A 26130-nucleotide genomic window follows, 5' to 3' on the forward strand; every position below is an offset into this window, starting at 1 on the left:
AGAAGTCCCTACCTGATCGACGGCATCTGACTGTTGACGGGAACGGAGTGCGAGTGCGGGCGGGCCAGCTCGGGCAGCTCGATCAGCGCACGGCCGTCACCGCCGCGCCCGATCACCGCGTAGGCGTGCGGCCTGGTCCGCCGCATGATGAACGCCCAGCACATGCCGAGCGCCGCGGCCACGGCGTAGCCCACCGGGAAGATCCAGCGGAAGGTCGAGCCCTCGGGCACCTGCAGGATGTCGCCGAGCCCGATCACGGTCGCGTCCAGCACCAGGCTGAGCATGAAGAACGCGAGCACCGGAGCGATCTTCGACCGCCAGAGGTTCTCCCGCCCGGGGTTCTTGAAGAAGAACGCGATGACCGCCGCGGACGCCGCCCACATCAGGATCAGCACGCCGAGGCCGCCGATCGTGGTCAGCCAGGCGAACAGGTACACCAGCGGGTCCGCGTTGATGAACGAGTAGAGGACGATCACGCCGAGAGCGAGCACGCTCTGTGCGATTGACCCGACCACCGGCGCACCAGTTCGCGGGTGGGTGTATCCCCAGACGCTCGGCAGCACGCCCTCACGTCCCAGGGAGAACTGATACCGCGCGACCGCCGCGTGGAAGGCCAGCAGCGCGGCGAAGATACTGGTCATGAAGAGCAGATAGCCGATGGTCACCAGGATCTCCGGCACGTGTGGCCCGACCAGGGCGAAGACCAGGTTCGTCTTCTCCTGCTGAGCCACCGCGACGATCCGGGCCGGGCCGGTGCTGACCGACATCGCCCAAGCCGAGATGCCGAGGAGCAGACCCGCGATGATGACCGAGATGTGCGTCGCCCGGGCAATCGTCCGCTTCGGGTCCTTGGCCTCCTCGGAGAGCACCACGGTCGCTTCGAAACCGACGAATCCCGCGATCGCGAGCACCAGCATCGCGGCGACCTCGGGCGTCAACAGCTGCACCGGGTTGAGAGTGGTGAAGGTGACCGAACCGCCGGCCGGGTTGCCGATCATCACCGAGTCGTAGATGACGACGACGGCGATCTCCAGCGCGAGCAGGACACCGAGCACCTTGCCGCTGAGGTCGACCCAGAGCACGCCGAGCACCGCGACCAGGGCCCAGGCCACCAGCGCGCAGGGCACCCAGGAGGTGGTTATGCCCAGGGCCGCCAGGACACTCGCGGTGACCACGCCGAAGAGCCCGAACAACCCGATCTGCATCATCGAGTACGCCGGCAGCGCGACGAAGGCGGCGGCGACACCCAGCACCCGGCCGAAGCCCTGGCTGATGTAGGAGTAGAAGGCGCCGGAGTTGACGATGTGCCGGCTCATCGCCACGAATCCCACCGTGAACAACGACAGGATCGCGGCGACCACCAGGTACACCACCGGCGCCGCGACCGAGCCGCTGATCACCGCGTAAACGGTCGAGATGCCGCCGATGACCACGGTCAGGGGCGCTGCGCCGGCCACTCCGAAGAACACGACCGACGGAATGCCGAGCCGGTTGCGAGCCAGGGCGCTGCTGATCAGGTCGGGTTCCGCCGCGGTGGCGCGGCGCTGCTCCATCAGGACGCGGCCGGCCCACTGTTCGTAGTTGTCGCGGCGGCGCTGATGCCGGCCCCGGCTCACCGGCGCCCCACCGCAAGCGCGGAGCCCACCGACGACTCGGTGCACTCGACCAGTTCTCGCAGGTCATCGGGGAGCGAGGCGATCATGTTGGGCAGAGCGTGGTAGATGTGCGGGTACATCTCGAACCCGTACATCACGTGCCGGGTGAGTCCCGTGGCGACCACGATGCCGACGAGGGTCCGGTCGGCGACGCTCAGCTCCATACCACGGACCAGCATGTTGGCGATCCGGGTCGAGGCCCAGGCCGCGGCATTGCGCTGCCGTGCGGTGTTGGGCATGTAGAGCGTCTGCGTGCCCCCGAGCATCCGGCGCCGGGTGATCGCCTCGACGGCGCCGACCCGGATCAACCGCTCGGCGACCCGCAGGGCCGAATCCTGCGCGAGGAATGCCAGCCAGGTGTGCACATCCCGGTGCTGCGACTGCGCGCAGAGGAGATCAAGAATGTCGTGCGACAGTGCATCACGCGGCGGATGCTGGTCAATGATGAATAGGTCGCCGTCGGTAATGCCGATGCGGCCTTCGAGGACGAGCTCGGACAGTAATGCGGCGGCCAGCCCCAGGCCGGTCGCACGGGGATGTAGCCTGGACCGCCCGGTGCGGTCCTCGTGTGCGATCAGGTAGTACTGGTCAGCCAACACTTGCGCCACGCCCCTTAGACGCCAGTTCCAATGATCATTTTGCCTGTGTAGCAAACAAGACAGAACTCGATGTCCTCGGCATCATGTCCCCAACAACAAGGTCAATGCAAGAAGTACTAGACTTCTTATTCAGGCCCCGCTGCTCAGCACCCTCCTCTCGTGATCATCAATAGTCGATCATGAATGGGGGTTACCGGATCATGAGGAACACTCGTAATATCAGCCTCCTCAGCACCTTTAGGGAGTCTTAGGTGTCCGATATTGAGGGTCCGACACTCCGCCGCCGCCGGCTCGGGGTGGAACTCAAGCGATGCCGCGAGGCGGCCCATTTGACCCAGCAGGACGTGTCGCGGCATTTCGAGTGGCACTCCGCCAAGGTCACCCGGATCGAGACGGCGCGGGTCGCCGTGACGCCGCGCGATGTCCGAGATCTACTGACCCTCTACCGGGTCGAGGACGAGGAGTACCGGGAGGCTCTGGTCGAGCTGGCCCGCTCCTCGCGGGAGCGCAGCTGGTGGACCGACTACAAGGACATCATGCGCCCGGGGAATTTCGTGGGCATGGAGGCGGCCGCGACGTCGATGCGGTGCTGGGAGCCGATCCTGTTGCCGGGATTGCTGCAGACCGAGGCGTATATGCGGGCACTGATCAGTACCGGTCGCTCGGCCGAGCCGCCGCAGCGCATCGATCGGCGCATCTCGCTGCGGCTGACGCGGCAGAGCCGGCTGCGGAGCGAGCATCCGCTGGAGCTGTCCGCGATCGTCGACGAATCGTCGGTACGCCGCGTGATCGGCGGCGAGGATGTGATGAAAGCCCAGCTCGAGCATTTGATTGAAACAGCTAAATTGCCCAATATTTCATTACAGATCTTGCCGTTCAGCGCCGGTGAACATTCGTTCCTGGGCGGTGCCGTCACCCTTTTGGAATACCGGGATACCACCCATTTGGATGTTGTCTACCTCGAAGGCATTGCGGGAGACTACTACGAGGAGCAGCCGACTGAGGTTGCCCGGTACAGGCAGGAGTTCGAGCGATTGAGCACGAGGGCGCTCGACCATCGCACCACCATAAAGATGATCGAGAGTCTGCTCGGCGCTTAGCGACTCCCGAAACACTCTCATATTGGAGGGAGGTGCACGAATTGCTCGCGCACCAGCTCAAGGGTGCCGTCTGGAAAAAAGGCAGTCGCAGCAACGGCAACGGCGGCAACAACTGCGTCGAGGTCGCAATGCTCGATGAGGGAATCGCCGTCCGTGACAGTAAGAACCGGACAGGCCCTGCTCTCATGTTCACGCAGGCGGAGTGGACCGCCTTCGTGGACTCTGCCAAGGACGGCGAATTCGATATCGCCCCGTGAGCCTACCGATAGGCTCGCACCGACGGAAGGGTCTCGCTGAACTTCTTCGGTGCATGATCTGAAAGAAAGCCGCAACGCCCATCCGGGTGTTGCGGCTTTCTGCATGCTCGTTATCGGTCAGGATTCACAACCGTTGACATAGAAGTAAGCCGATGCGAGGGTACGGGCACCGTCAGACCGGCGGTGACGATCCCCGCCCACTCGGCTGGGCTCCGTCACCTCACAGAAAGGGACGACCCTCGCATGCGCCTACGTCGCGCAGTCGCCGTCATGGCCGCCGCCGTCGCGGCCACCACCGCAGTCCTCGCCGGACCCACCCCCGCCCAGGCGGTCAGCGCGGTGACCCTGGCCAACACGATCACCCTCAGCAACTGCTCCGCATCACTGGTCCGCTACCCCACCTCGGTCAGCACGGACCGGGCGATGATGCTCACGAACGGACATTGTTACGAGGGTGGCCTGATCCCCGCCGGCACCGTTCTGCAGAACCGCACCAGCAGCCGCTCCGGCACGCTGCTCAACAGCAGCGGCCGCGCGCTCGCCACGGTCCGCGCCGACCGCATCCTCTACGCGACGATGACCGGCACCGATGTCACCCTCTACCGGTTGACCAGCACGTACGCGACGCTGTCGAGCAACTACGGCGCCACCCCGCTGACCATCTCGGCGAGTCACCCGGCCGCGGGCACGAACATCAGCATCCCGTCCAGTTACTGGAAGCAGATCTGGAACTGCACGATCAACGGTTTCGTCCCGACGCTGCGCGAGGACGAGTGGACCTGGCACGACTCGATCCGTTACAACGCCGACTGCGACACCATTCACGGCACGTCCGGTTCGCCGATCGTCGACGCGAGCAGCGGACAGATCGTCGGCATCAACAACACCGGTAACGACGACGGCGAATCGTGCACGCTGAACAACCCGTGCGAGGTCGACGCGAACGGCACCACGCACGTGTACCAGGGGCAGAGCTACGGCGAGCAGACGTACTGGTTCACCACCTGCCTGACCAGCACCCGCGCCATCGACCTGACCAAGTCGGGCTGCCTGCTGACCAAGCCGTAGCCCTCTTTCGTGCCCGGCCGGCGGTCCCCCGGCCGGGCACGGGACCACGCCGCGCCCCGCACCGCCGACCGCGATCCGCCATCGGCCGCCGCCGACAACCGCGGAGAAATCGCGGGCCCGGTGCGGGGCGCGCCGTTCGTTCACCGATTCCGCAAGAACCGTCCGGCGCGGCCCGGGCTGCCACTCACGGTCGTCGACATTCAGATTCATTTGCGCGTACGGCGTGCGCCGGGCTCGATCAATGCCGCAGCCGGCCGCCGACGGGCAGTCACGGAGCGACCGGATCGACAACGGCCCCGGCACAGGCGACCGGATCGGCGACGGCGCCCGGCCGGACCACCGGATGAGCACCTGGCGCCCGGCCGGACCACCGGATGAGCACCTGGCGCCCGGCACGGTCGACCGGCTCGGCGGTGCCGCCCGGCCCCGTGGGCGGATGAGCAGATCCGGTCAGGCGATCTGGGCCAGCACCGCGGGATGCGGCGCGGGCGGCGCCGTGACCGGCTCGGGCGGCAGCAGGTGGTGGACCGCCGCCGCCTGGGCCTCGGCCAGGATCGCCTCCTGGCAGAGGCTCTGCCAGTTGCGGCGGGAGGTCTGCGCGTCGTCCCAGGCTCGCGCCTCGGCCTGCACGGCGCGGTTCCAGACGGCTTCCAGGTGGGCGGCGCAGGCCCGCTGGATGACCAGCTCCTGGTCGACCGGGTGCAGGCGGGCGTCCCACCCGCCGCGGCCGGTCAGAGCGTCGGCCACGGCGCTGGTGGGCAGCTCACCGCGTTCGGCGGCGGCGCGCACGGCCAGGTGCAGGAAACGCTCCCGGTCGGCGTACTCGGCCGGGCTCTGCTCGGTGGCCGGCGTGTGGAACGCGGCCGCCTGCCGGCTGCGCCGCACCCGGGTGTCGGCGGCCTGCCAGGCCCGGAACGTGGCGTCGACCCGGCCGGCGGCCGACTCCCAGTGTTCCTGCCAGCGGTCGGCGGCGTACCCGGCGCTCTCCGCGGCGATCCGCACCTCGTCGGCGTAGCGGACCGACCGGATCGCCTCGGCCTCGCGACGGAGGCGTTCTTCGCGTCGCTTCGCGGCCCGGTACAGGAAGCGGCCCAGCCGGGAGCGCCGGTGGGACTCGTGGTCGGCAAGGTCAGAGGCGGCGCCCGCGGCCACCTCGCCGCCGGGAACGGCGGGCGCGGCCGGCTCGGCGGACCGGACGGAAGCGGCCGGAAGCACACCGGCCTGACCGTCGTCAGCAGCTTCAGCGGCGAAAACGGTGTAGGTGATGCCGGGGACGCCGGTCGCGTCAGCGGCGAAGAAGTCGATGACGGCGGGTTCCGGGAGCACCCGGCGACGAACGGGACGGCCGATCAGGAACGAACATGCGTCGCGAAGTGCACGCCCCGGGTTACGGACCCCGGCCGGGCTGGCCAGGACCACCATGGCCGGCACGGTGGCCAGCCACAGCGCGGCCCAGATCGCCACCGGAGCCGGCTCGTGCAGCAGCATTTCGGCAACCATGTTCATGAGTGTCTTCCGTTCCGCTCGTCTGAGGATTCCGCTGGCCGGGCACGTGCACGCGACCCCGGAACGACCGACGAACGGCCGTTCTCCAGGGTGTCAGGCGGCGGTGCGGGGCGGTGCGCGCGAACCCGCGGCCCCGGCCGAGCGCTGCGCGGACAGGGCGCGCGTGCGGTCGGTGACGGGGCGGCCGGAGACCGGCTCGGCGGGCGGTGCGGTGACCTCGGCCGGGGCGGGGGCCTGTGCGGCGGCCGGCGCGGCGGAGGTGGCGGACGCGCTGGTGACGGCGGCCGCGGCGGAAACGGAAGCGCTGTGGGCGACGGGTGCGAGACCGGCCGGCGCGGCGGGAGCCGCGACGAAGGCCAGCAGCAGCGCCAGGAGCGCGGGCAACGACCGGAACACCGAGGTGCGGTGCGCGGTCGTCGTCATGGCTGCCAAGGTAACCGTCCACGCTGGTCGGCCGCGGGACGCGGCGCGCCGGGCGCTCGGGTTCACCCGCAGGTGGCGGACCGTGCCGCCACGGGCCGGGCCGGAGGGAGCGGGGACCCGGGCCGGTTCCATCGCCCGCGAGGAAACCGGCCCGGGTCGTCGGTGCCGGGCAGCGGCACGGTTCGAGACAGTATGGGGGATTTCCGGGTAGATCAGAACGGGTACTGAGGCTGATTTGAAGGAGTTCGCTCACGTCCGCCCGTCGCGGGCCGATGGGACCGTCCGGACCTCGGAGACCTCGGGAGTGAGCATGCGGAGACAAGCCGGCGACCCCGTGCTGCTCGCCGTCGTGCTCGGTGGCCTGCTGCTGGTCCCGCTCTTCCTCACCGGGCTGGCCGGCAACGCGACGTCGTGGACCGCGCAGACCGTCATCGACGTACTGGACGTCCTTTTTGCCTGGCAGTTGGCCCGGCATCCGGATGTCGCGGCGGCCGGTCGGCGGTTCTGGCGCGCGGTGGTCGTCGCCTGCGGGGCATCGGCGATCGGCGACGGCTTCCAGACGATTTCGACGTACGCCGGAGCCGGTTCTCGCATCAGTGTCGTCCAGACCGCCTTCGTGGTGACGGGCATGGTGATCGTGGTCGCCGCCACGCTGCGCCATCCGCTCGGCGGGGAGGGCCGGCAACGGCTGCGCCTGTGGCTTGACGCGGCGACCGTGCTCACCGGCGTGGCCGCGTTCCTGTGGTACTTCCTGCTGGCCATCGAGTTGAACGCGCAGCAGGCGATCGATCGCTGGGGCGCCGCCGCGACCGCCGTGGTGATGCTGCTGATCGCGTTCGGCGTGCTCAAGATGATCTTCAGCGGGACGGCCCCGTTCTTCCGGCTGACCGGGGTGCTCGGCTGTCTCGCCCTGGCCGGCACCGCGCTCGGGGCGTCGGTGGCCGGGGTGCTGTTCGGCGACGAGATCAGCCCGCAGACGTTGTACGTCGTCCAGTTCCTCCCGTGCGTGACGATGGCGGTCACGCTGCGGCTGCAGTGGGTCCTGACCCGGCCGTTCGACCCGGCCGCGCCCCGCGGGGTGCGGCAACGCCCGAGCGTGCTGCCGTACGTCGCCGTGATCGCGACGCAGTTGCTGGTGCTGTACGCGCTGCGGAACGGCGCACCCGGCCTGCGGACCTGGGGTGTGGCGGTCGGCGCGGTGGCGATCACCGCGCTGGTGCTGGCCCGGCAGCTCTCCGCGGTGCGTGACAACGAGCGCCTGATGACCGAGTTGGATCAGCAGCGGGAGTGGTTCCGGGCGCTGGTCCAGAACGCCTCCGACCTGACCGTCGTGGTGCGCGACGGCGTGGTGGCGTACGCCGGTCCGGCCGCGCGGCAGATCCTCGGCGTCGACCCGGAGGAGCTGGTCGGCACGTCGCTGCGGGAGCGCACGCACCCCGACGACCGGCCGCGGGTGGAACAGCACATCGCGTTGTTGCGGGCCGGCTCGGGCACCGGGGTGCCGGTCCAGGTGCGATGGCGGCACGCCGACGGGACATACCGGTGGGTGGACGTGATCAGCACCGACATGCACCACAACCCGAGCATCCACGGCTTCGTGCTGAACGTGCGCGACGCCGGCGAGACCCGCGCGCTGCACGACGAGTTGCAGCGGCAGGCGACCCACGACGCGCTGACCGGGCTGGCCAACCGGGTGCTGCTGCAGCGCCGGATCGACGAGGCGGCGGCCACCGGCCCGGGCGTGATCGGCATGCTGCTGATCGACCTGGACGGGTTCAAGGAGATCAACGACCGGCACGGGCACCACACCGGCGACCAGGTGCTGGTGATGGTCGCGGAGCGGCTCGCCGCGCTGCTCGGCGCCGGCGAGGTGGCGGCCCGGCTGGGCGGGGACGAGTTCGCGGTGCTGCTGCCCGGGACCGGCGCGGAGGCAGCGGCGCTCGCCGACCGGATCACCGCGGTGCTCGCCGAACCCATGATGATCGGCGGCCAGTGGCTGACCGTGGGCGCCAGTGTCGGGGTCGCCACCGGCGGGGCCGGCGAGGGTGATCGGCTGCTGCGCGAGGCGGACGCCGCGATGTACCAGCGCAAGCACCACCGCAAGGCCGCGCTCCCCTGACCCGCGCCCGCCGCCCGCCGTGCTCTGCGCGGGTGCCGGGCGCGGTGACCGTGGCGCGAGACCGGCCGGCATCAGCTGACCGGCCTCGCCCAGCGGTCACCAGGTGTAGAAGTTCTCCTGGGTCTGCGCGTTGAACTGGCGGGTGCGGAACCAGTCGGCGCCGCGGAGCCGGCGGTCGTCGATCTTCAGGACGTCCAGGCCCTTCTGGATGTCGCTGGAGTAGACGTAGCCGTTGTACCAGTACGCGGACCAGGAACCACCCAGCATCAGGCGTTCGGTGCTCAGCGGGCCGCGCTCCCAGTAGGCGATCTCGACCGGCTTCGCCGAGTTCGTGAAGTCCCAGACCGAGATGCCGCCCTGGTACCAGGCCTGCACCATGATGTCGCGCCCGGGAACCGGGATCAGCGAGCCGTTGTGGGCCACGCAGTTCTCGGTCGAGGCGTTCTCCCGCGGGATCTTGAAGTAGCTGCGGAAGACCAGCTCGGCCCGTGCACCCCGGCCGACGATGTCGTAGATCGCATCGGCGCCGCGGTTCGGCCCGACCGTCGGGTTGCAGGTCGCGCCGCCACCGCCGCCGAGCTCGTCGGTGAAGACGACCTTGGTGCCGCTGTTGTTGAACGTGGCGGAGTGCCAGAACGCGAAGTTCGCGGTGTCCCGGACCGTGGTGATCACCTTCGGCGCCACCGGGTTCGAGATGTCGAACAGCGCGCCGTCGCCCATGCAGGCACCGGCGGCGACGTCCTTCTGCGGGTACGCCGTGATGTCGTGGCACCCGGTGGTCGGCGAGCTGTCCTCGTCACCGCCGAAGCCGCCGTCCGGGAAGAGCACCGGGGTCGCCACCACCGACGCGGCGGCCGGGTTCCTCAGCGGCACCTTGACGATCGAGATCTTGTCGTGCGGCAGCGCGCAGTTGGGCACGCTGGCCCCGGACAGGTTGTACGACGACACGTAGAGATAAACCGATTTGTCCCGGCCCTTGCCCGGCACCATCGTCTGGGTGTGCGAGCCGCAGTCGGTCTTGACGGCCGCCACGTAGACCGGGTTCAGCGGATCACGGACGTCGAAGACCTTGATGCCCTCCCAGCGCGGGGTCTCGGCCGGTGCGCTGCCCGGCACCGCCGTGCTGTTGCAGGAGTCGTCGGTGCGCTGCGAGTCGGTGGCGACGAAGAGCAGGTCACCGTAGATCGACAGGTCGTTCTGCGAGCCCGGGCAGACCACCTGGGTGGCGATCTTCGGGTCCCGCGGTTTCGTGATGTCGTAGACGGTGAAGCCGTTGTAGTTGCCGCCGAACGCGTAGTTCCCGCGGAACGCCCAGTCGGTGTTGTAGGAGTTCTCGGCGGCGAACGGTCCGGTCTTGTCCAGGTGGCCGACCTGGGCGATGTTCGGGCTGCTGACGATCTCGTCCACTCCGGGCACAACCGCCGGGGCGGGCGTGCCGGCGCGGGCGGGCGAGGCGATCACCAGGCCGACCATGATCGTTATCGCGGCCAGCCCTCGTGAGGCCAGGTGCTTCATGGAGCTCCTTCCGGCTGCGAGCCACCGGCGAGCACCACATGTGAACGTGCGCGCGCCGCCGGAGACATCGATGATTTTGGTTACGATAGCCGCCGGAGGGGGATAGATGAATCGCCAATCATGGATGGGCCTTACCGGTGTGACGCTGATCGCAGCGGCCCTGATAGTGGGCCTGCGACCGGCGCCGGAGAAGCCGGTGGGACCGCCACCGGGGCCGCCGCCGGTGCGGGTGGTGATGCCCGGCCGCCCCGGGGAATCCGCCGCGGTGTCCGACTCCGATCGGGTGCGAGCGCCGGACGGGTCGACCTACAACACCATCGACGTGGCCTACGCCCAGATGATGATCGCCCACCACGCCCAGGCGATCACGATGGCGGGGCTCGCCCCCGACCGCACCGCCCGCGCCGAGCTGCGCTCCCTCGCCGGCCGGATCAGCGCCGCCCAGCAACCCGAGATCGAAGTGCTCCGCTCCTGGTTGCGGGACCGCGGCAAGCTCGAGACGGAGCCCGGGCACGACCACTCGGGGATGCCCGGGATGCAGTCCGCGGCTGCCCTCGACGAGCTCTCCGCGGCCCGCGGCGCCGACTTCGACCGCCGCTTCGTGACCATGATGATCGCCCACCACCGCGGCGCCCAGCAGATGGCCGGCGACCTGCTCCGCGGCGGCGCCGACCAACGACTGTCCGAAATGGCCAATGAGACGGCGGTCGAGCAGGGCAGCGAGATCAACCGGCTCAACGCCCTCGGCCTCGCTTGAGATCAACCCCCTCTTCCCGTACGTCGTGAGCACGCCCGCCCCCGTCCGCCGCCGGCTGACCGCCAACCGCCGGCCCGGCGCCCGCCCGGCCCCGCCCGCGAGGTCGCCACCCCTCCCGGTCGCCACGCGACGTGCGGCCTCGCGCGGAACCCGCACGGGAGCCGGCCGACGGGCGGCACTCGCACGCCGAGCACGCACGGGCGCCGGCGGCGAGCTGGACCGGGGCCGAGGGCCCGGACAGGGCGGGTCGCGGGGCGGGGCTCTTGCGGGCGTACGGGAAAAGGGGGTTGATCTTCGGTCAGAGGTGCATGCCGCCGGAGGCTTCGATGCGCTGGCCGGTGATCCAGCGGGTGTTGTCGGCGAGCATGGCCGTGATCACGCCGGCGATCTCCTCGGGTTCACCGACCCGGCCCAGCGCGATGACCTGCGACAGCTGGGCCCGGACCTGGTCGTTGTCGCGGAGCAGGCCGCCGGCGAAGTCGGTGGCGGACGGGCCGGGCGCGACCACGTTGGCGGTGATGCCGCGCGGCGCGACCTCCTTGGCCAGGTATCGGGTGAAGACCTCGACGGCGCCCTTCATCGCCGCGTAGGCCGCGTAGCCGTCACCGGTGAACCGGGCCAGCCCGGTGGAGATGTTGATGATCCGGCCGCCGTCGGCGATCAGCGGCAGCAGCTTCTGGGTGAGGAAGTACACCCCGCGGAAGTGCACATGGAGCAGTTGGTCGAAAGCGTCGACGGTGGTGTCGGCGATCGAGGCGTGCACACCGACGCCGGCGTTGTTGACCAGGAAGTCGAAGTCGTCGCGGCCGAACCGGTCGCGCAGCACGGACGTCAGCTGATCGGCGAAGGTGTCGTAGGTGTCGATCGCGCCGACGGTCAGCTCCAGCGGAACCGCGTCGATCTTCTCGCCGGGGTCGCCGCGGTGGGTGTAGATGACCTCGACCCCGGCGTCGATCAGGGCCAGGGCGGTGGCCCGGCCGAGTCCGCGGTTGCCGCCGGTGATCAGGGCGATTTTGGGCATGGTGGTCCCCTCGAATGTCGCGTGCTGGGAAAACGCGCTCGGCGAGCGCGATGGAAGAGGCTCAGGAGACCTCAGGAGACGGCGGCGAGCAGCTGGAGCTTCTCGTAGCTCTCCGAGCCGGGCGCCGCGGTGAAGACGAGCAGGGCCTGTTCCTGCTCGGGGTCGTAAAGGTTCTGGCACCACAGCTCGAGCTCGCCGAGCTGCGGGTGGACCAGGGTCTTGCGGTCGACGTGGGTGAGCCCGACCTGGTGCTCGCCCCAGATCCGGGCGAACTCCGGGCTGACCGCCAGCAGTGCGCTGACGATCTCGCCGGCCCTGCCCTTCGGGTCGGCGGTGTAGGCCCGGCGCAGGTTGGCGGTGAAGTACCGCGCGTGCGTCGGATGGTCCCGCTCGGGATAGACGGCGCGGCTGGACGGGTCGGTGAACCAGCGGTAGACCGTGGAACGGGCCAGCCCGGTGTGCCGCGTCTCGTCGCCGAACAGGGCCAGGGCCATCGGGGTCTGGCGCAGGGTCTCGCCGAACCGCGACATGATCATGGCCGGGGTGTCGCCGAGCCGGTCCAGGATCCGCATCATGCCGGGGCTGATGTGATCGTCGCGCAACGAGCGCCGCGGCGTCGGGTGCCCGGCCAGCCGGAACAGATGATCCCGCTCCTCCAGGCTCAGGTGCAGCGCCCGGGCCAGCGACGCCAGCATCTGGTCGGAGGGCAGCGGGCCGCGTTGCTGCTCGATCCGCCCGTAGTAGTCGGCCGACATGCCGGCCAGCGCCGCCACCTCCTCCCGCCGCAGCCCGCCGGTGCGCCGCCGTGGGCCACGCGGCAGTCCGACGTCCTCCGGCTGCAGCGCCTCGCGCCGGGTCCGGAGGAAATGGGCCAGTTGTTCCCGATCCATGACTCAAGTCTGCCGTGCCCGGATGCCCGGATGAAGGGCGTCCTCATCCAGGGATCACCTATCCGGGGACAGACGCGTTTGACGTGGGCTGTCACCCTGTGGATCGCTACCGGCAAACGGGGGACGGAACACATTCATGGGGAACGGATTCATCGAAGCCGCGTTGAGCTTCCCCACCGTTCTCCTCACTCCCCTGCTGATTCTCGTGATCGGTTACTGGATCGTGGTGATCGTCGGCGGCGCGGACCCGGAAGCGGGTCACGGGCACGGTGATCTGCTCGGCGTTCCGGTGCCGGTCTTCGTCTCGCTGCTGGTCGCCCTCGCCTGGTTCGGCACCCTGGCCGGCAGCGAGTGGCACGCCTCGCTCCCGCTCGGGATCGTCCCGATTCTCGCCCTGCTCGCCGCCGTCGTCGTGACCCGCCTGATCGCGATCCCGCTGCGCCGGCTGCTGCCGACCGGCCCGGACGCCTCGCGCGCCGACTTCCTCGGCCTGACCTGCGTGATCCGTACCGGGCGGGTGACCGCCACGTTCGGCCAGGCCGAGGTGCACGCCGCGGACGGCTCGTCGGCGATCATCCAGGTCCGTCAGGCCGGCACGGACGAGTTCTCCGCCGGCACCGTCGCCCTCATCTACGACGCCGACCCCGAAGGCGAGTTCTTCTGGGTCGTCCCCGCCGATATCGCCAAGAAAGGCCTTTGATGGACGTTGTCTCCACCGGTTTCGGTGTGCTTATCGCCGTTGTCGTACTCATTGCGATCGGCGTGCTGTTCTTCTTCAGCCGGATGTTCCGTAAAGTCGAACAGGGCAAGGCGTTGATCGTCTCCAAGGTGCGCCGTGTGGACGTCACCTTCACCGGTGCGGTGGTGCTTCCCGTTCTTCACAAGGCCGAGGTCATGGACATCTCGGTCAAGACCATCGAGATTTCCCGTACGGGTCGTGAAGGCCTGATCTGTCAGGACAACATCCGTGCCGACATCCGGATCACGTTCTTCGTGCGGGTCAACAAGACCACCGAGGACGTCATCAAGGTCGCCCAGGCGATCGGCACCACCCGGGCCAGCAGCGAGTCGACGTTGCAGGAGCTGTTCAACGCGAAGTTCTCCGAGGCGCTCAAGACCGTCGGCAAGCAGCTCGACTTCGTCGACCTCTACACCAAGCGCAACCACTTCCGGGACCAGATCATCGAGGTGATCGGCACCGACCTCAACGGCTACAGCCTGGAGGACGCGGCCATCGACTTCCTCGAGCAGACCCCGCTGACCTCGCTCGACCCGAAGAACATCCTGGACGCGCAGGGCATCCGGAAGATCACCGAGCTGACCGCGATCGAGTCGGTGCGCACCAACGACTTCCGGCGCAACGAGGAGAAGGAGATCACCCGCCAGGACGTGGACGCCCGCGAGGCGATCCTCGAACTGGAACGCCGCAAGGCGGACGCGGAGATCAAGCAGCGCCGGGAGATCGAGACCATCCGGGCCCGCGAGGAGGCCGAGATCGCGCTGGCCCGCGCCGAGGAGACACTGCGCGCCGAGACCGCGCGGATCAAGACCGACCAGCAGCTGGGCGTGCAGACGGAGAACAAGGCCCGCGAGATCGCGGTCGCCGAGAAGAACCGCGAGCGGGTCATCGCGATCGAATCCGAGCGCATCGAGAAGGACCGGATGCTCGAGGTGATCGGCCGGCAGCGGGAGACCGAGCTGTCCACCATCGCCAAGGACAAGGAGGTCGAGACCGAGAAGCGGTCGATGGCCGAGGTGATCCGGGAGCGCATCGCGGTGGAGAAGACGGTCGCCGAGCAGGAGGAGAACATCAAGCGCCTGCGGACCGTCGAGGAGGCCGAGCGCACCCGTCAGGCGGTCATCATCAACGCCGAGGCCGAGGCGCAGGAGTCGCTGGTCAAGGACATCAAGGCGGCCGAGGCCTCGGAGGCCGCGGCCAAGTTCAAGGCCCGCGAGCAACTGCTGCTGGCCGAGGCCCGGCAGCAGGCCGCCGAGCTCGACGCCCGCGCCAAGATCCGGCTCGCCGAGGGCGTGCAGGCCGAGACGGCCGCGGCCGGCCTGGCGGACGTCCAGGTCCGCGAGCGCAACGCCGAGGCGATCGCCAAGACCGGCCGCGCCGAGGCCGAGGTGATCGAGAAGACCGGCCTGGCCGAGGCCGCGGTCGACCGGCAGAAGGCGATGGTCGCCGCCGAGGCGATCAAGGAGAAGCTGCTCGGCGAGGCGGTGGGCCTGGAGCAGAAGGCCGGCGCGATGGCCACGCTCGACGACGTCACCCGCGCGCACGAGGAGTACCGGCTGCGGCTGGAGATGGAGAAGGAGATCCGGCTCGCCGGCATCACCGTGCACAAGGAGATCGCCGAGTCCCAGGCCATGGTCGTCGCGGCCGGCCTGGAGAAGGCGAACATCGACATCGTCGGTGGCGACTCGGTCTTCTTCGACAAGCTGGTCGGCTCGATCACGCTGGGCAAGAGCATCGACGGGTTCGTCGAGCACAGCTCGGTCGTCCAGGGCGTCGGCGCCCGCTACCTGAACGGTGACGGCGACCTCGCCGAGGACCTGCACAAGCTGGCGAGCTCGGTGTCGACCGCGGACGTGGCGAACCTGAGCGTCGCCGCGGCCGTCGCGAACCAGCTGAAGAAGGACCGGTCTGAGTGACCGCATCGACCATCGACGCCGGCACCTACGAGGTGCTGCGGGCGCGGCTCGGCGCCAAGGCCCGTGAGCTGGGCGAGCGGGCCGAGGCACTGAACGCGCGCCGGGTCGAGGCCTTCGGTGCCCAGCAGACCGAACTGCTGGGCACCGAGCGGATCCGGACCGGCAACAACTGCGTGCCGGCCGACGTCGCCCCGGCCGGGGACGCGCTGCTCTTCGGGGCGAACGCGTTCCTCGGGATGAAGGCCGAGACGTCGGTGGACGACGTGTTCACCGTGGTCGACCGGCAGTTCCAGCCGGCCCACGTGCCCGGGCTGCTGGACGACCCGGGCTTCCGGCGGGACTTCGCCGAGCTGTACCGCTACTACAAGGAGACGCGGCTGCGGCAGCTGCGCCGGGTCGAAGGGCTGCTGCTGGCGGTCTTCCAGACCGGGGCGCGGGCCGGCGACCTGAAGGTGTTGCGCTGGCGGGTCGGCGTGGACGGGACGATCGCGTACCAGGACGCGCGGGGCGAGCGTGACCACGTGCTGCCGCCGACCCACGACTTCACCTGGACGGCCACCACCCGCGAGCAGCACGTGCTCGGTCGGCACCCGCACGTCTCGATCGAGGACGAGGTGTTCGTCGAGACGGTCGGCGGCACGCTGACGGTCAAGGTCGAGAACAATACCGAGGACGGGGAGGGAATCTACTCCGAACCCGTCGACGAGCCGCTGCAGAGCTTGGCGGATGCCGAGATCGCGTACGCCCGGGTCGGGCCTCTGATCCTGCTCCGGGTCCTGCCCTACCAGGAGACCGGGTACCGCCACCTGGTCTTCAACACCCGCACCCGGGACGTGCGGCGCCTGGACGGCATCGGTCAGGCGTGCCGGCGGCTGCCGGAGGACCAGGGCGTCATCTTCCCCGGCGGGTACTACCTGGCCACCGGGGTCGCGAAGACGTTCGACCAGGACACCACCGGGCTGGCGTTCGAACGGGTGGTGAAATCGGTCAACGGGGAGGACGTGCTGCACGTCTTCCACGACGCCGGGTCGGGGCGGTATCTGCTGCTGCCCTACAACGTGATCCGCAAGGAGGTGGCGACGCCGATCGCGGGCCACGGCTACGCGATCTTCGACGACGGCACCCTGGTCGTGCTGCGCAGCCCCGATCAGGCCGGCACTGCCGAGCCGACTCGTGTCCACGCTGTGCAGGTGTGGCGGACCTCGTACGTGTCGGACGCCCACGCCGCCGCCCAGCCCGCCGGAACCGGGCCGCTCGGCCGGATCGGCAACGCCGACCTGGTCCGGGGCATCGCCGACGCGCTGTCGGTGACCCGGATGGTCGACGAGATGTCCGCGGCCGGGCCGGTCTTCGAGGCGATCATCGCGGCCTGCACGCGGGCCTTCGACACCTATCACTGGCTGGGCGAACCGGAGCTGGAGAACCTGGCCGGGCCGCTGTCCGAGGTGCGGGCCGCGGCCAAGCAGGTGCTCGACGAGTTCGCGTCGGTGCAGGCCCTGACCCAGCAGGCCGCGCAGGCCCTGGCCGAGGCCGAGGCCGCCGCCGTCGCGCTGATCCGGCGGGCCGAGGCCGAGGCGCCGACGACGACCGGCGGCTGGGTGAGCCGGCTCGCCGAGCTGCGCCGGGAACGGGGCAGGCTGGCGGGGCTGCGGGAGATGCGCTACGCCGACGTCGCCCGGCTCGACGAGATCGCCGCGTCGCTGGTCACGGCGACCGACGACACGGCCCGGCGCGCGGTCGAGTTCCTGCGCCGGCCCGACGCGTTCGCCGATTACCAGACCGGGGTCGAGGAACTGGCCACGCAGGCCGCGGGCATCGCCACGGTCGCCGAGGCAGAACCGGTCGCCGGGCGGATCACCGAGCAGTCCGACGGGTTGCAGGTGGTCACCGAGGTGGTCGGCGGGCTGGAGATCGCCGACGCGACCGTGCGGGTGTCCATCCTGGAACGTATCGGCACGGTGCTCGGCGGGCTCAACCGGGCCCGCGCCACCCTCGACGCCCGGCGCCGCGAGCTGTCCGCGGTCGAGGGGCGGGCCGCGTTCGCCGCCGAGTTCGCGCTGCTCGGCCAGTCGGTGTCGGCCGCGCTCGCCGCCGCCGACACCCCGGAACGCTGCGACGAGCACCTGGCCCGGCTGATGGCCCAGGTGGAGACCCTGGAGACCCGGTTCGGCGACGTCGACGACTTCGGCGAGCGGCTCGCCGCCAAACGCACCGAGGTCTACGAGGCGATCGCCGGCCGGCGGCAGGCGCTGCTCGACGATCGGGCCCGCCGCGCCGACCGGCTGGCCGATTCCGCCCGCCGGATCCTCGGCGCGGTGCACCGGCGGATCACCACGCTCGCGGATCCGGACGAGGTCAACACGTACTTCGCCACCGACCCGATGGTGGCCAAGGTCCGGACGGTCGCCGGCGAACTGCGCGCGACCGGCGACACCGTCCGCGCCGAGGAACTCGAAGGGCAGCTCAAAGCCGCTCGGCAGGAAGCCGGACGGGCGCTGCGGGACCGGCTCGACCTGTTCGGCGACGGCGGGATCCGGCTCGGGCGGCACACGTTCGCGGTCAACGAGCAGGCGATCGATCTGACGCTCGTGCCGCAGGACGGTGGGCTGGCGTACGCGATCACCGGCACCGACTACCGCGCGCCGATCACCGACCCGGATTTCGCGCGGACCAGGGAGTTCTGGGACCAGCCACTGATCTCCGAGTTCCCCGGGCTCTATCGCGCGGAACATCTGGCGGCGGCGATCCTCGCCGCGGACCCCACGGGCGCGGCTGCCGCCCAGGTCGACGGCACGCTGCGGGATCTGGTGCGCCGGGCCGCCGAGGAGAGGTACGACGAGGGGTACGAACGGGGCGTGCACGACGCCGACGCGACGGTGATCCTGGACGCGCTGCTGCGGTTGCACGCCTCGGCCGGATTGCTCCGGTTCGATGCGACCACGCGGGCCGAGGCGCAGCTGTTCTGGGCGTTCGGAACGACGGGCGAACAGCGCAAGCTCTGGACGTTGCGGGCGTCGTCGCTGGTACGGGCACGGGAGCTGTTCGGGTCGGCGGGGGCGGCCCTGGACGAGCTGGTGTCCGAATTGGATGTGGCCGCCGGCACTTCCGTCGGCGAGTATCTGGTCGAGGAGCTGGCCTCCGGTCACGGATTCGCCACCAGCGCGGGAGCGCGCACTCTGCTCGACCGGTTCCATCGCGAGTCGGGCGGCGCGCGATTCGCGGACGACCTGCGCGAACTCGAATCGGATCTGGCCGCTCGGCGGCAGCTGGCGCACGCGTGGCTGGGAGCGTTTCTGGCAGCCAGGCCCGATGCCGGCGACAAATCAGATCTGCCGGAAGCGGTGGCCGTCGAACTGACCGCGCTCACGCGCTACGACGTGTCCGCCGCCACCAGCGAAACGGTGTCGGGCCTGCTCGGTGTGCATCCACGGATCGTGGACGGACGGCTGACGGTCCGGGTGGACGCCCTGCTTCCCGAGGCTCGACATTTCCGGGATACCCGGATGCCTGCCTACCGGGCCTACCAGAAGCAACGGGCCGCGCTCGCCGCGACCGAAAAGGATCGGCTGCGGCTGGGCGAGTTCAAGCCGCGGGTGATGACCACGTTCGTCCGCAACCGGCTGCTCGACGACGTCTACCTGCCGCTGATCGGCGACAACCTGGCCCGCCAGATCGGCGCGGCCGGCGACGACAAGCGCACCGACCGCTCCGGTCTGCTGCTGCTGATCTCCCCGCCCGGCTACGGCAAGACCACGCTGATGGAATACGTCGCCGACCGGCTCGGCCTGGTCTTCGTCAAGGTCAACGGGCCGGCGCTGGGACACGGCGTCACCTCGCTCGACCCGGCCGACGCGCCCGACGCCACCGCGCGGCAGGAGGTGGAGAAGATCTCGCTCGCGCTGGAGATGGGCAACAACGTCCTGCTCTACCTCGACGACATCCAGCACACCAACCCCGAGCTGCTGCAGAAGTTCATCTCCCTGTGCGACGCCCAGCGCCGGATGGAGGGCGTCTGGAACGGCAGGACCCGGACGTACGACCTGCGGGGCAAACGGTTCGCGGTCTGCATGGCCGGCAACCCGTACACCGAAAGCGGTCGTCGTTTCCGGATTCCGGACATGCTCGCCAACCGCGCTGACGTGTGGAACCTCGGCGATGTGCTCGCCGGCCGGGAGGATCTGTTCGAGCTCTCCTACCTGGAGAACGCTCTGACCGCGAACACCGTGCTGGCCCCGCTCGCCGCGCGGGACGCCGCCGACCTGCCACTGCTGCTGCGGCTGGCCGAGGGTGACGAGACAGCCCGGGCGGACCGGCTGTCGTACCCGTACTCCGCCGCCGAGCTGGACCAGGTCCTGGCCGTGCTGCGCCGGATGCGACAGGCGCAACGCGTGGTGCTGCGGGTCAACCAGGCCTACATCGCCTCGGCGGCGCAGGCCGACTCGAGCCGGACCGAGCCACCGTTCAAGCTGCAAGGTTCCTACCGCAACATGAACAAGCTGGCCGAGCGGATCGTGCCCGCGATGAACGACGACGAGCTGGAACAGGTGCTCGACGATCACTACCTGGGTGAGGCGCAGACCCTGACCGGTGGGGCCGAGGCCAACCTGCTCAAGCTGGCCGAGCTGCGCGGGCGGCTCGACCCGGCGCGGGCTCAGCGGTGGGCCGAGGTCAAGGCCGGTTACCTGCGTGAGCAGGCGCTCGGCGGGAGCGAGGCCGACCCGATGGTCCGGGCGGCGGGGGCGGTCACCCTGGTGGCCGACCGGATCGCCGGGATCGAGGCCGCGATCGGGCGCCTGGCCCGGCCCGCGTAGCCCCGGCGTCCCCGGCCTGCCCGGCCGGGGGCGCCTACCCGTCCAGCGCGGTGGCCAGCTGGGCCGCCTGACCGGACAGGGCGTCGAAACCCGCCTCGCTGATCTTCTCGTCGTCGCGCAGGTCGTCCAGTTTCTCGGCGAAGTCCGCCAGCCGGTCGACCGCCTTCTCCTTGTCGTTCTTGCGGATCGACTCGGAGATCTTGCGGAGCCGCTGGTTCAGCGAGCGGGCGTCGTCGCGCTCCAGCTGCCTGCCCCGCACCAGGACCCCGAGTTCCCGCTGCATCTGCCCGATCATCTGGGCGACCTTGACCGGCGAGGTGGCCGGCTGGGTGGCCGGCCTGCTCGTCGGCGGCTTGCTCGTCGGCGCGGTGCTCGACTCCTCCAGCGGCTCGATGCTCAGCGTCGGAACCACCTGGACGGGGACGCTGGCCACCGCCACCGGCGCCGGGGTGTCGTCGTCGCCCGGATCGGCAATCGCCCAGTAGCCGATGGCGATCGCCAGGAAGGCCCCGGCCGAGCCGAGCACGATCAGGCGGATGCGGCCGGCCCGCTGATACTTGTCCTGCTCGGGCACTGTCGGCAGCACCGTCGTCGGCCAGTGCGGCGACGACGGCCGGGGATCATGCATGTCGGACACGGCCGACATCATGCCCTCTTCAGAGAAAGACCGGCAATCCCTGCAGGCCACGCAGCAGAAGGCCGGGCCGCCAGGTCAGCTCGCCGGGCGCGACGGCGAGCCGCAGGCCGGGATGCCGGTCGACGAGCGCGGTGAACGCGACCTGTGCCTCCAGCCGGGCCAGCGGGGCGCCGAGACAGTAGTGGATGCCGTGCCCGAAGGCCAGGTGACCGGGGCTCGGCGCGCGGTCGAGACGCAGCTCGTCGGCGTCGGGGAACTGCTCGCCGTCCCGGTTGGCCGAGAGCAGGCCGATGATCACGGCGTCGCCGACGGGGATGGTCACCCCGCCGAGCTCCACCTCCTCGGTGGCGATCCGGAACGTGGAGGTCTTGAGCGGGCCCTCGTACCGCAGGAACTCTTCGATGGCACCCGGGAGCAGTTCCCGGTCGGCCCGCAGCCGCTCCCACGCCGTGCGGTCGCGCAGCAGCAGGTAAGCACCGTTGCCGATCAGGTTGACGGTGGTTTCGTGGCCGGCCACCAGCAGCAGGAAGACCATCGAGGAGAGCTCGTCCTCGGTCAGCCGGTCCTCGGCGTCGCGGACCTGGATCAAGCCGGAGAGCAGGTCGTCACCGGGGGCCTTGCGCCGCTCGGCGAGCAGGGCGCGGATGTACTCCACCATCGCTTCGATCGCCGGGCCCAGTCTCGGCCCGGCCGCCGAGCCGGCGACCACCACGTCCGACCACTCGCGGAAGTCGTCCCGGTCCTCCTGAGGCAGGCTCAGCAGCTCGCAGATGACCTGGATGGGCAGTGGGAACGCGAACTCGTCGATCAGGTCGGCCTGCTCGCGGCCCTCGAATCCGTCCAGCAACTCGGTCGCGATCTGCTCGATCCGCGGGCGCAGCGCCTCGATCCGGCGGGCGGTGAAAGCGGCCGACACCAGGCGGCGCAGCCGGGTGTGATCCGGCGGGTCGACCGCCAGCATGTGGCGGGAGATCGCCGCGCCGATGCTCGCCGACGTCGGGGCCGCGCCGGCTGTCCGGGACCCGCCGGCGGGCCGGCCCTCGGCCGACGCGGTGGTCTGCTTCGACAGGCGCGGATCGGTGAGCGCGCGGCGCGCGTCCTCGTAGCGGGTGACGACCCAGGCGTGCGCCCCGCTGGGCAGGACGGCCCGGCGGACCGGCCCGGTGCGGCGCCAGTCGGCATACGCCGCGTGCGGGTCCTCCTGGAACGCCGTGCCGCCCAGGTCGACGATCTCCTGCGTCATCGGTCCTCCCCGAATGCCGGAATCGGCTACCGACAATACCGTCCCTCAGGTGGACATATCCGTCACCCGACCACGGATCTCCACCCGGTTCTCCACCCGTGGGTGGCGGCGCTCCACCCGTTCCGATTCCTACCTTCAGTGGCATGAATCTCGCCACCGCGCTCCTGGTCATCGCCGTTCTCGCCTACACCATGGTCCGCAGGTTCATGGGTGAACCGCTCACCGCGCGCCGGCTGTTCGTGATGCCGCTGGTGCTCACCGCGTACGGCCTCTACACCGTCGCCCAGACCGGTTTCGCCCACGCCACGGCCGACCTCGTCGCACTGATCTCCGGCGGCGTGATCGCCGTCGCGGGCGGGGCGCTGCGCGGCCGGACCGTGCAGGTCCACGTGCGCGACGGGCACGTCTGGTACCGCTACACCTGGGTGACGCTCGCCGTCTGGGCCGCGTTGATCGCACTGCGGTTCGGGCAGGCGGCGGCCGCGGTCTCGCTCGGGGCGGACCGGCCCGTGCTCACCGCGTCCATGGTGCTGGCCCTGGGTCTGAGCTTCCTCGGCGAGGCGGCCGTGGTCGGGCCGCGGGCGATGGCGACCGGGGCGCCGTTCGCGCCGCGCCGCCGGGACCGGAACACGGCCGGGCGCTGACCGTCATGAGCCACGGAAGCGCTGACACCCGGTTGACACCTCCGGTTCGGCAGACTGACGTCGTGCTCACCCTTGACCGGGCCCGGCTGCTGCCGATGTGGCGGCGGGCCCGCAACCTGATCGTCCTGGCCGTCGTCACCGTCGTGATGGTCCAGGACTCACCGCTGAGCCCGGCCCTGGTGGCCGGGCTGGTGATCGGCGGGCTGGGCTGGGCCGTGCTGGCCCTGCGGGTGTTGTCCCCGCGGCGGCACCTGATCGCGGTCGGCGTGACCGGCGTCGTCTCACTGTGGCTGACCGCGCTCGCCGGGCCCGGGCTCGCCCCGGTCTACCTGATGGTCGCGCTGGCCAGCAGCGCCGCCGTGCTCAGCCTGGTCACCACCGGCGTGCTGACCGGTCTGGGGCTGCTCGCACTCGTCGCGGCGCTGGCCTGGCACGGGGTCGAGACGCGCACGATCGCGCTCTGGTGCGGCGTGACGATCGTGGTGGCTCTGGCCGTCCTGCTCCGGCGGCAGCGCGACGCCGGCGTCGAGCAGGAGCGGTTGCTCGCCGACGAGCAGGCCCGGGCGGCGGCGCTGGCCGAGCGGGCACGGCTGGCGCGGGAGATCCACGACGTGCTGGCGCACTCGCTGTCGGCGCTGTCGGTGCAGTTGGAGACGGCCGCCGCGCTGCTGGAGCGGGAGCGGACGGCGGATGCGGCGGTGCTGATCGACCGCGCCGGGACATTGGCCCGCGACGGCCTGACCGAGACCCGCCGGGCGGTGAGCGCGCTGCGCGGCGACCCGCTGCCGGTGCCCGAGCTGATCGGCGAGCTGACCGCGGGCTATGGGCGTGACCTGGGCGTCCCGGCTACGTTCAGGGTCGGCGGCGAGCCGCGGGAGCTGGACGCGGAGACCGGTCTGGCGCTGTTCCGAGCGGCTCAGGAGGCGCTGAGCAACGTTCGCAAGCACGCGCCGGGCAGCATCGTCGAGACCGATTTGGCGTACGGGACGGGCACCGTCGCCCTGCGCATCCGCAACCACGGCCCGGCCGGTCCACCGGTCTCCGGGCTGTCCAGCGGTTACGGGTTGCTGGGCCTGCGCGAGCGCGCCGAGCTGGCCGGCGGCACGCTCCGGGTCGGTCCGGACGATGACGGCTGGCTGGTCGACGTCAGGCTCCCCGGATGAGCGCCGGCACGCCGTCCCCGACGGTCCGGGGCGCGGGGACCGGGGAGTGGGTGTCAGGATTCCGGGGTGAGCATCCGGGTGGTGGTGGCCGACGATCAGACCGTGGTCCGGGAGGGGCTGGCGCTGATGCTGAGCCTGCTCGACGATGTCGAGGTGGTCGGCGAGGCGGCCGACGGCGACCGGGCGCTGGAGCTGGTCGGCCGGGAACGCCCCGACGTCGTGCTGATGGATCTGCGGATGCCGCGGCGCGACGGGGTGGAGGCGACCGCGCTGATCAAGGCGCGTTTCCCGGAGACCCGGGTGGTGGTGCTGACCACGTTCGCCGACGACGAGCACATCCTCGGGGCGTTGCAGGCCGGCGCCGTGGGCTACCTGACGAAGGATGCCGGCCGGGTGCAGATCGCGCAGGCGGTGCGGGCGGCGGCGATCGGGCAGGGGGTGCTCGACCCGCAGGTGCAGCAGCGGCTGCTCGCGGCGGCCACCGGCAGCGGGCCGGTCCCCGCGGGTCCGGGCGCAGCCCTGCCGGACGGGCTGACCGCGCGGGAGGTGGAGGTGCTGAGGCTGATCGCGGCGGGACTGTCCAACAAGGAGATCGCCAAGCGGCTGCACGTCACCGAGGTGACGGTGAAGTCACACGTCAACCGGCTCTTCGCGAAGGCCGGCGTGCGCGATCGGGCCCAGGCCGTGCGCTATGCGTACCAGCATGGCCTGAGCGCCTGAATCAGCCGCCGTGACGACGGGAGAAGCGCGGCGGGCGAACCGGGAGGCGACGGCGACGGGCGGCCGGGCGAACCGGATGCTCCACTGAGGAGCAATCACAGAAGGTGACCACGATGATACGGGGGTGCAACGGGTCTGCGCTGGCCACGGCAACGATCCCTTCCGGAGGAGCGACTCGGGTGTCCACTATGCGTCACCGGCCCCGGAACTGACCCCTCACTTGAGGTTCTTTTAAAGATCATCACAGCGAGCGCTAATCCGTCGTCGCGTGACGGTCGTCGATGAGTGGCGGGCCCACAACGTACGGCTACCGCGTCGACCATGAACGTTCACCGGGCCGGCCGGTCCGGCACCCACGGCGCCACCCCGGCGGGGTGGGACGCCGCCCGTCGCCGGGCGCAGAACAGACGCGCCGGCACAGCCGCAACATCCACGACGGGCGGGCTGCGGAATTCGATGTTCGTCACCGGGTGGCACGAAGCCGGGAGACGAACCGGCCGGGAGTCCTCATAGGATCGGCGTATCAGCAGCTAAGACGGGGGATTCAATGTTCAGTGCCAGCCGTAAGAAGCTGGCCGCGATCGGTATCGCGGCCGCCGCCACGTCAGCTTTCTTCGCCTCGCCGGCGCAGGCCGCCTCGGCGGCCAAGGCCGAGGTCGTCGGGAAGAACGGCACCGTCGTCCGATTCACCGCGGCTGCCGGTCAGGCCAACGCGCTGATCATCACGATCTCCGGCCGGACGATCACCCTGGACGACAAGGTCGCCATCAAGGCCGGCAAGGGCTGCAAGCCGGTCAAGGGCGACAAGACCAAGGTCAAGTGCACCACCGCGAAGAAACCGACCGGACTCAAGGTCACGCTCGGCGACAAGAACGACTTCGTCGAGAGCCGCGGCTCGGTTCCCCTGACCGCCGACGGCGGTTCCGGCAACGACGCCGTCTTCGGCGGTTCCGGCAACGACACCCTCAGTGGCGGGAACGGCGCCGACGACGTGCAGGGTGGACGCGGAAACGACACCCTCCGTGGCGGCCGCGGCAACGACCACGTGGAGGGTGGCGCGGGCAAGGACAAGTTGTACGGCGAGGCCGGTAACGACGACCTGATCGGCGGCGACCTCGACGGCGAGCTGGGCAAGGCCGACAAGAGCGACATCATCTACGGTGGCTCGGGTAACGACTTCCTGCTCGGCAACGCCGGCAACGACGTCCTCTACGGCAACGCCGGCAACGACCGTCTGCTCGGCGGCGCCGGCAAGGACACGCTGGTCGGCGGCTCCGGCAACGACAGCATCGTCCAGTAGTGGGTCATCGGCGAGTCTGCGCCGACTCCAGCAGGTGATAGACCGCC

General features: G+C 70.3%; 21 protein-coding genes. 12 read left to right on the forward strand and 9 right to left on the reverse strand.

Annotated features, from left to right (window positions below; all coding sequences use genetic code 11):
* Nucleotides 1-8 precede the first annotated feature (8 nt).
* Nucleotides 9-1553 (reverse strand): APC family permease, encoded by a 1545-nt coding sequence (locus ACH442_RS11220; protein ID WP_396338127.1) that lies wholly within the window; start codon nt 1551-1553, stop codon nt 9-11.
* Between the two features lie 59 nt (nt 1554-1612).
* Nucleotides 1613-2254 (reverse strand): GPP34 family phosphoprotein, encoded by a 642-nt coding sequence (locus ACH442_RS11225; RefSeq protein ID WP_396337821.1) that lies wholly within the window; start codon nt 2252-2254, stop codon nt 1613-1615.
* A 251-nt stretch (nt 2255-2505) separates the two neighbouring features.
* Here ACH442_RS11225 and ACH442_RS11230 point away from each other — a divergent pair, with 251 nt between their 5' ends.
* From ACH442_RS11230 to ACH442_RS11240, 3 genes are all read left to right on the forward strand, one after another.
* A complete protein-coding gene (locus ACH442_RS11230; RefSeq protein WP_396337822.1) occupies nt 2506-3354 on the forward strand; it encodes a helix-turn-helix domain-containing protein in 849 nt (282 codons plus the stop codon).
* Nucleotides 3355-3395: 41 nt separating this feature from the next.
* The gene (locus ACH442_RS11235) at nt 3396-3611 is read left to right on the forward strand and encodes a DUF397 domain-containing protein (protein WP_396338128.1); all 216 of its coding nucleotides are present in this window, start codon (nt 3396-3398) and stop codon (nt 3609-3611) included.
* A gap of 243 nt (nt 3612-3854) precedes the next feature.
* On the forward strand, nt 3855-4679 hold the full coding sequence (locus ACH442_RS11240) for a serine protease (protein WP_396337823.1): 825 nt from the start codon (nt 3855-3857) through the stop codon (nt 4677-4679).
* A 450-nt stretch (nt 4680-5129) separates the two neighbouring features.
* Here ACH442_RS11240 and ACH442_RS11245 read toward each other — a convergent pair whose 3' ends face one another.
* Nucleotides 5130-6185 (reverse strand): hypothetical protein, encoded by a 1056-nt coding sequence (locus ACH442_RS11245; protein WP_396337824.1) that lies wholly within the window; start codon nt 6183-6185, stop codon nt 5130-5132.
* A 93-nt stretch (nt 6186-6278) separates the two neighbouring features.
* Nucleotides 6279-6608, reverse strand: coding sequence for a hypothetical protein (locus ACH442_RS11250; protein WP_396337825.1), 330 nt, complete (start codon nt 6606-6608; stop codon nt 6279-6281).
* A gap of 310 nt (nt 6609-6918) precedes the next feature.
* Here ACH442_RS11250 and ACH442_RS11255 point away from each other — a divergent pair, with 310 nt between their 5' ends.
* On the forward strand, nt 6919-8727 hold the full coding sequence (locus ACH442_RS11255; protein ID WP_396337826.1) for a diguanylate cyclase domain-containing protein: 1809 nt from the start codon (nt 6919-6921) through the stop codon (nt 8725-8727).
* 96 nt (nt 8728-8823) lie between these two features.
* Here the strand turns inward: ACH442_RS11255 and ACH442_RS11260 are convergent, their stop codons facing one another.
* A complete protein-coding gene (locus ACH442_RS11260) occupies nt 8824-10242 on the reverse strand; it encodes an LVIVD repeat-containing protein (protein WP_396337827.1) in 1419 nt (472 codons plus the stop codon).
* A 106-nt stretch (nt 10243-10348) separates the two neighbouring features.
* Here ACH442_RS11260 and ACH442_RS11265 point away from each other — a divergent pair, with 106 nt between their 5' ends.
* Nucleotides 10349-10999: a DUF305 domain-containing protein gene (locus ACH442_RS11265; RefSeq protein ID WP_396337828.1), complete on the forward strand. Its 651-nt coding sequence runs from the start codon at nt 10349-10351 to the stop codon at nt 10997-10999.
* Nucleotides 11000-11297: 298 nt separating this feature from the next.
* Here ACH442_RS11265 and ACH442_RS11270 read toward each other — a convergent pair whose 3' ends face one another.
* Nucleotides 11298-12020, reverse strand: a complete 723-nt coding sequence (locus ACH442_RS11270; protein WP_396337829.1) for an SDR family NAD(P)-dependent oxidoreductase — start codon at nt 12018-12020, stop codon at nt 11298-11300.
* Nucleotides 12021-12091: 71 nt separating this feature from the next.
* A complete protein-coding gene (locus ACH442_RS11275; protein ID WP_396337830.1) occupies nt 12092-12910 on the reverse strand; it encodes a helix-turn-helix transcriptional regulator in 819 nt (272 codons plus the stop codon).
* A 136-nt stretch (nt 12911-13046) separates the two neighbouring features.
* Here ACH442_RS11275 and ACH442_RS11280 point away from each other — a divergent pair, with 136 nt between their 5' ends.
* Genes ACH442_RS11280 through ACH442_RS11290 form a run of 3 tightly spaced genes read left to right on the forward strand, consistent with a single transcriptional unit; the run spans nt 13047 to nt 20376 of the window.
* The gene (locus ACH442_RS11280) at nt 13047-13610 is read left to right on the forward strand and encodes a hypothetical protein (protein ID WP_396337831.1); all 564 of its coding nucleotides are present in this window, start codon (nt 13047-13049) and stop codon (nt 13608-13610) included.
* On the forward strand, nt 13610-15565 hold the full coding sequence (locus tag ACH442_RS11285; RefSeq protein WP_396337832.1) for an SPFH domain-containing protein: 1956 nt from the start codon (nt 13610-13612) through the stop codon (nt 15563-15565). Before ACH442_RS11280 ends, ACH442_RS11285 begins: the two co-directional genes overlap by 1 nt.
* Nucleotides 15562-20376 (forward strand): DNA repair ATPase, encoded by a 4815-nt coding sequence (locus tag ACH442_RS11290; RefSeq protein ID WP_396337833.1) that lies wholly within the window; start codon nt 15562-15564, stop codon nt 20374-20376. Before ACH442_RS11285 ends, ACH442_RS11290 begins: the two co-directional genes overlap by 4 nt.
* Before the next feature lie 34 nt (nt 20377-20410).
* Here ACH442_RS11290 and ACH442_RS11295 read toward each other — a convergent pair whose 3' ends face one another.
* Together ACH442_RS11295 and ACH442_RS11300 are read right to left on the reverse strand one after the other, a co-directional pair.
* Nucleotides 20411-21004, reverse strand: coding sequence for an FIMAH domain-containing protein (locus ACH442_RS11295; RefSeq protein ID WP_396338129.1), 594 nt, complete (start codon nt 21002-21004; stop codon nt 20411-20413).
* A gap of 28 nt (nt 21005-21032) precedes the next feature.
* The gene (locus tag ACH442_RS11300; protein ID WP_396337834.1) at nt 21033-22256 is read right to left on the reverse strand and encodes a cytochrome P450; all 1224 of its coding nucleotides are present in this window, start codon (nt 22254-22256) and stop codon (nt 21033-21035) included.
* Between the two features lie 143 nt (nt 22257-22399).
* On the opposite strand from ACH442_RS11300, the gene ACH442_RS11305 reads away from it, so the two are divergent.
* The 4 genes from ACH442_RS11305 to ACH442_RS11320 all read left to right on the forward strand — a co-directional run bounded on the left by ACH442_RS11305 (nt 22400) and on the right by ACH442_RS11320 (nt 26083).
* Nucleotides 22400-22900: a hypothetical protein gene (locus ACH442_RS11305; RefSeq protein ID WP_396337835.1), complete on the forward strand. Its 501-nt coding sequence runs from the start codon at nt 22400-22402 to the stop codon at nt 22898-22900.
* Nucleotides 22901-22962: 62 nt separating this feature from the next.
* Nucleotides 22963-24063, forward strand: coding sequence for a sensor histidine kinase (locus ACH442_RS11310; protein WP_396337836.1), 1101 nt, complete (start codon nt 22963-22965; stop codon nt 24061-24063).
* A gap of 66 nt (nt 24064-24129) precedes the next feature.
* A complete protein-coding gene (locus ACH442_RS11315; RefSeq protein ID WP_396337837.1) occupies nt 24130-24783 on the forward strand; it encodes a response regulator in 654 nt (217 codons plus the stop codon).
* A 547-nt stretch (nt 24784-25330) separates the two neighbouring features.
* Entirely contained in the window at nt 25331-26083 is a 753-nt protein-coding gene (locus tag ACH442_RS11320) for a calcium-binding protein (protein WP_396337838.1), read from the forward strand.
* The last annotated feature ends 47 nt before the right edge of the window (nt 26084-26130 follow it).

The organism is Actinoplanes sp. NPDC020271 (assembly GCF_044388125.1).
Lineage (GTDB): Bacteria > Actinomycetota > Actinomycetes > Mycobacteriales > Micromonosporaceae > Actinoplanes.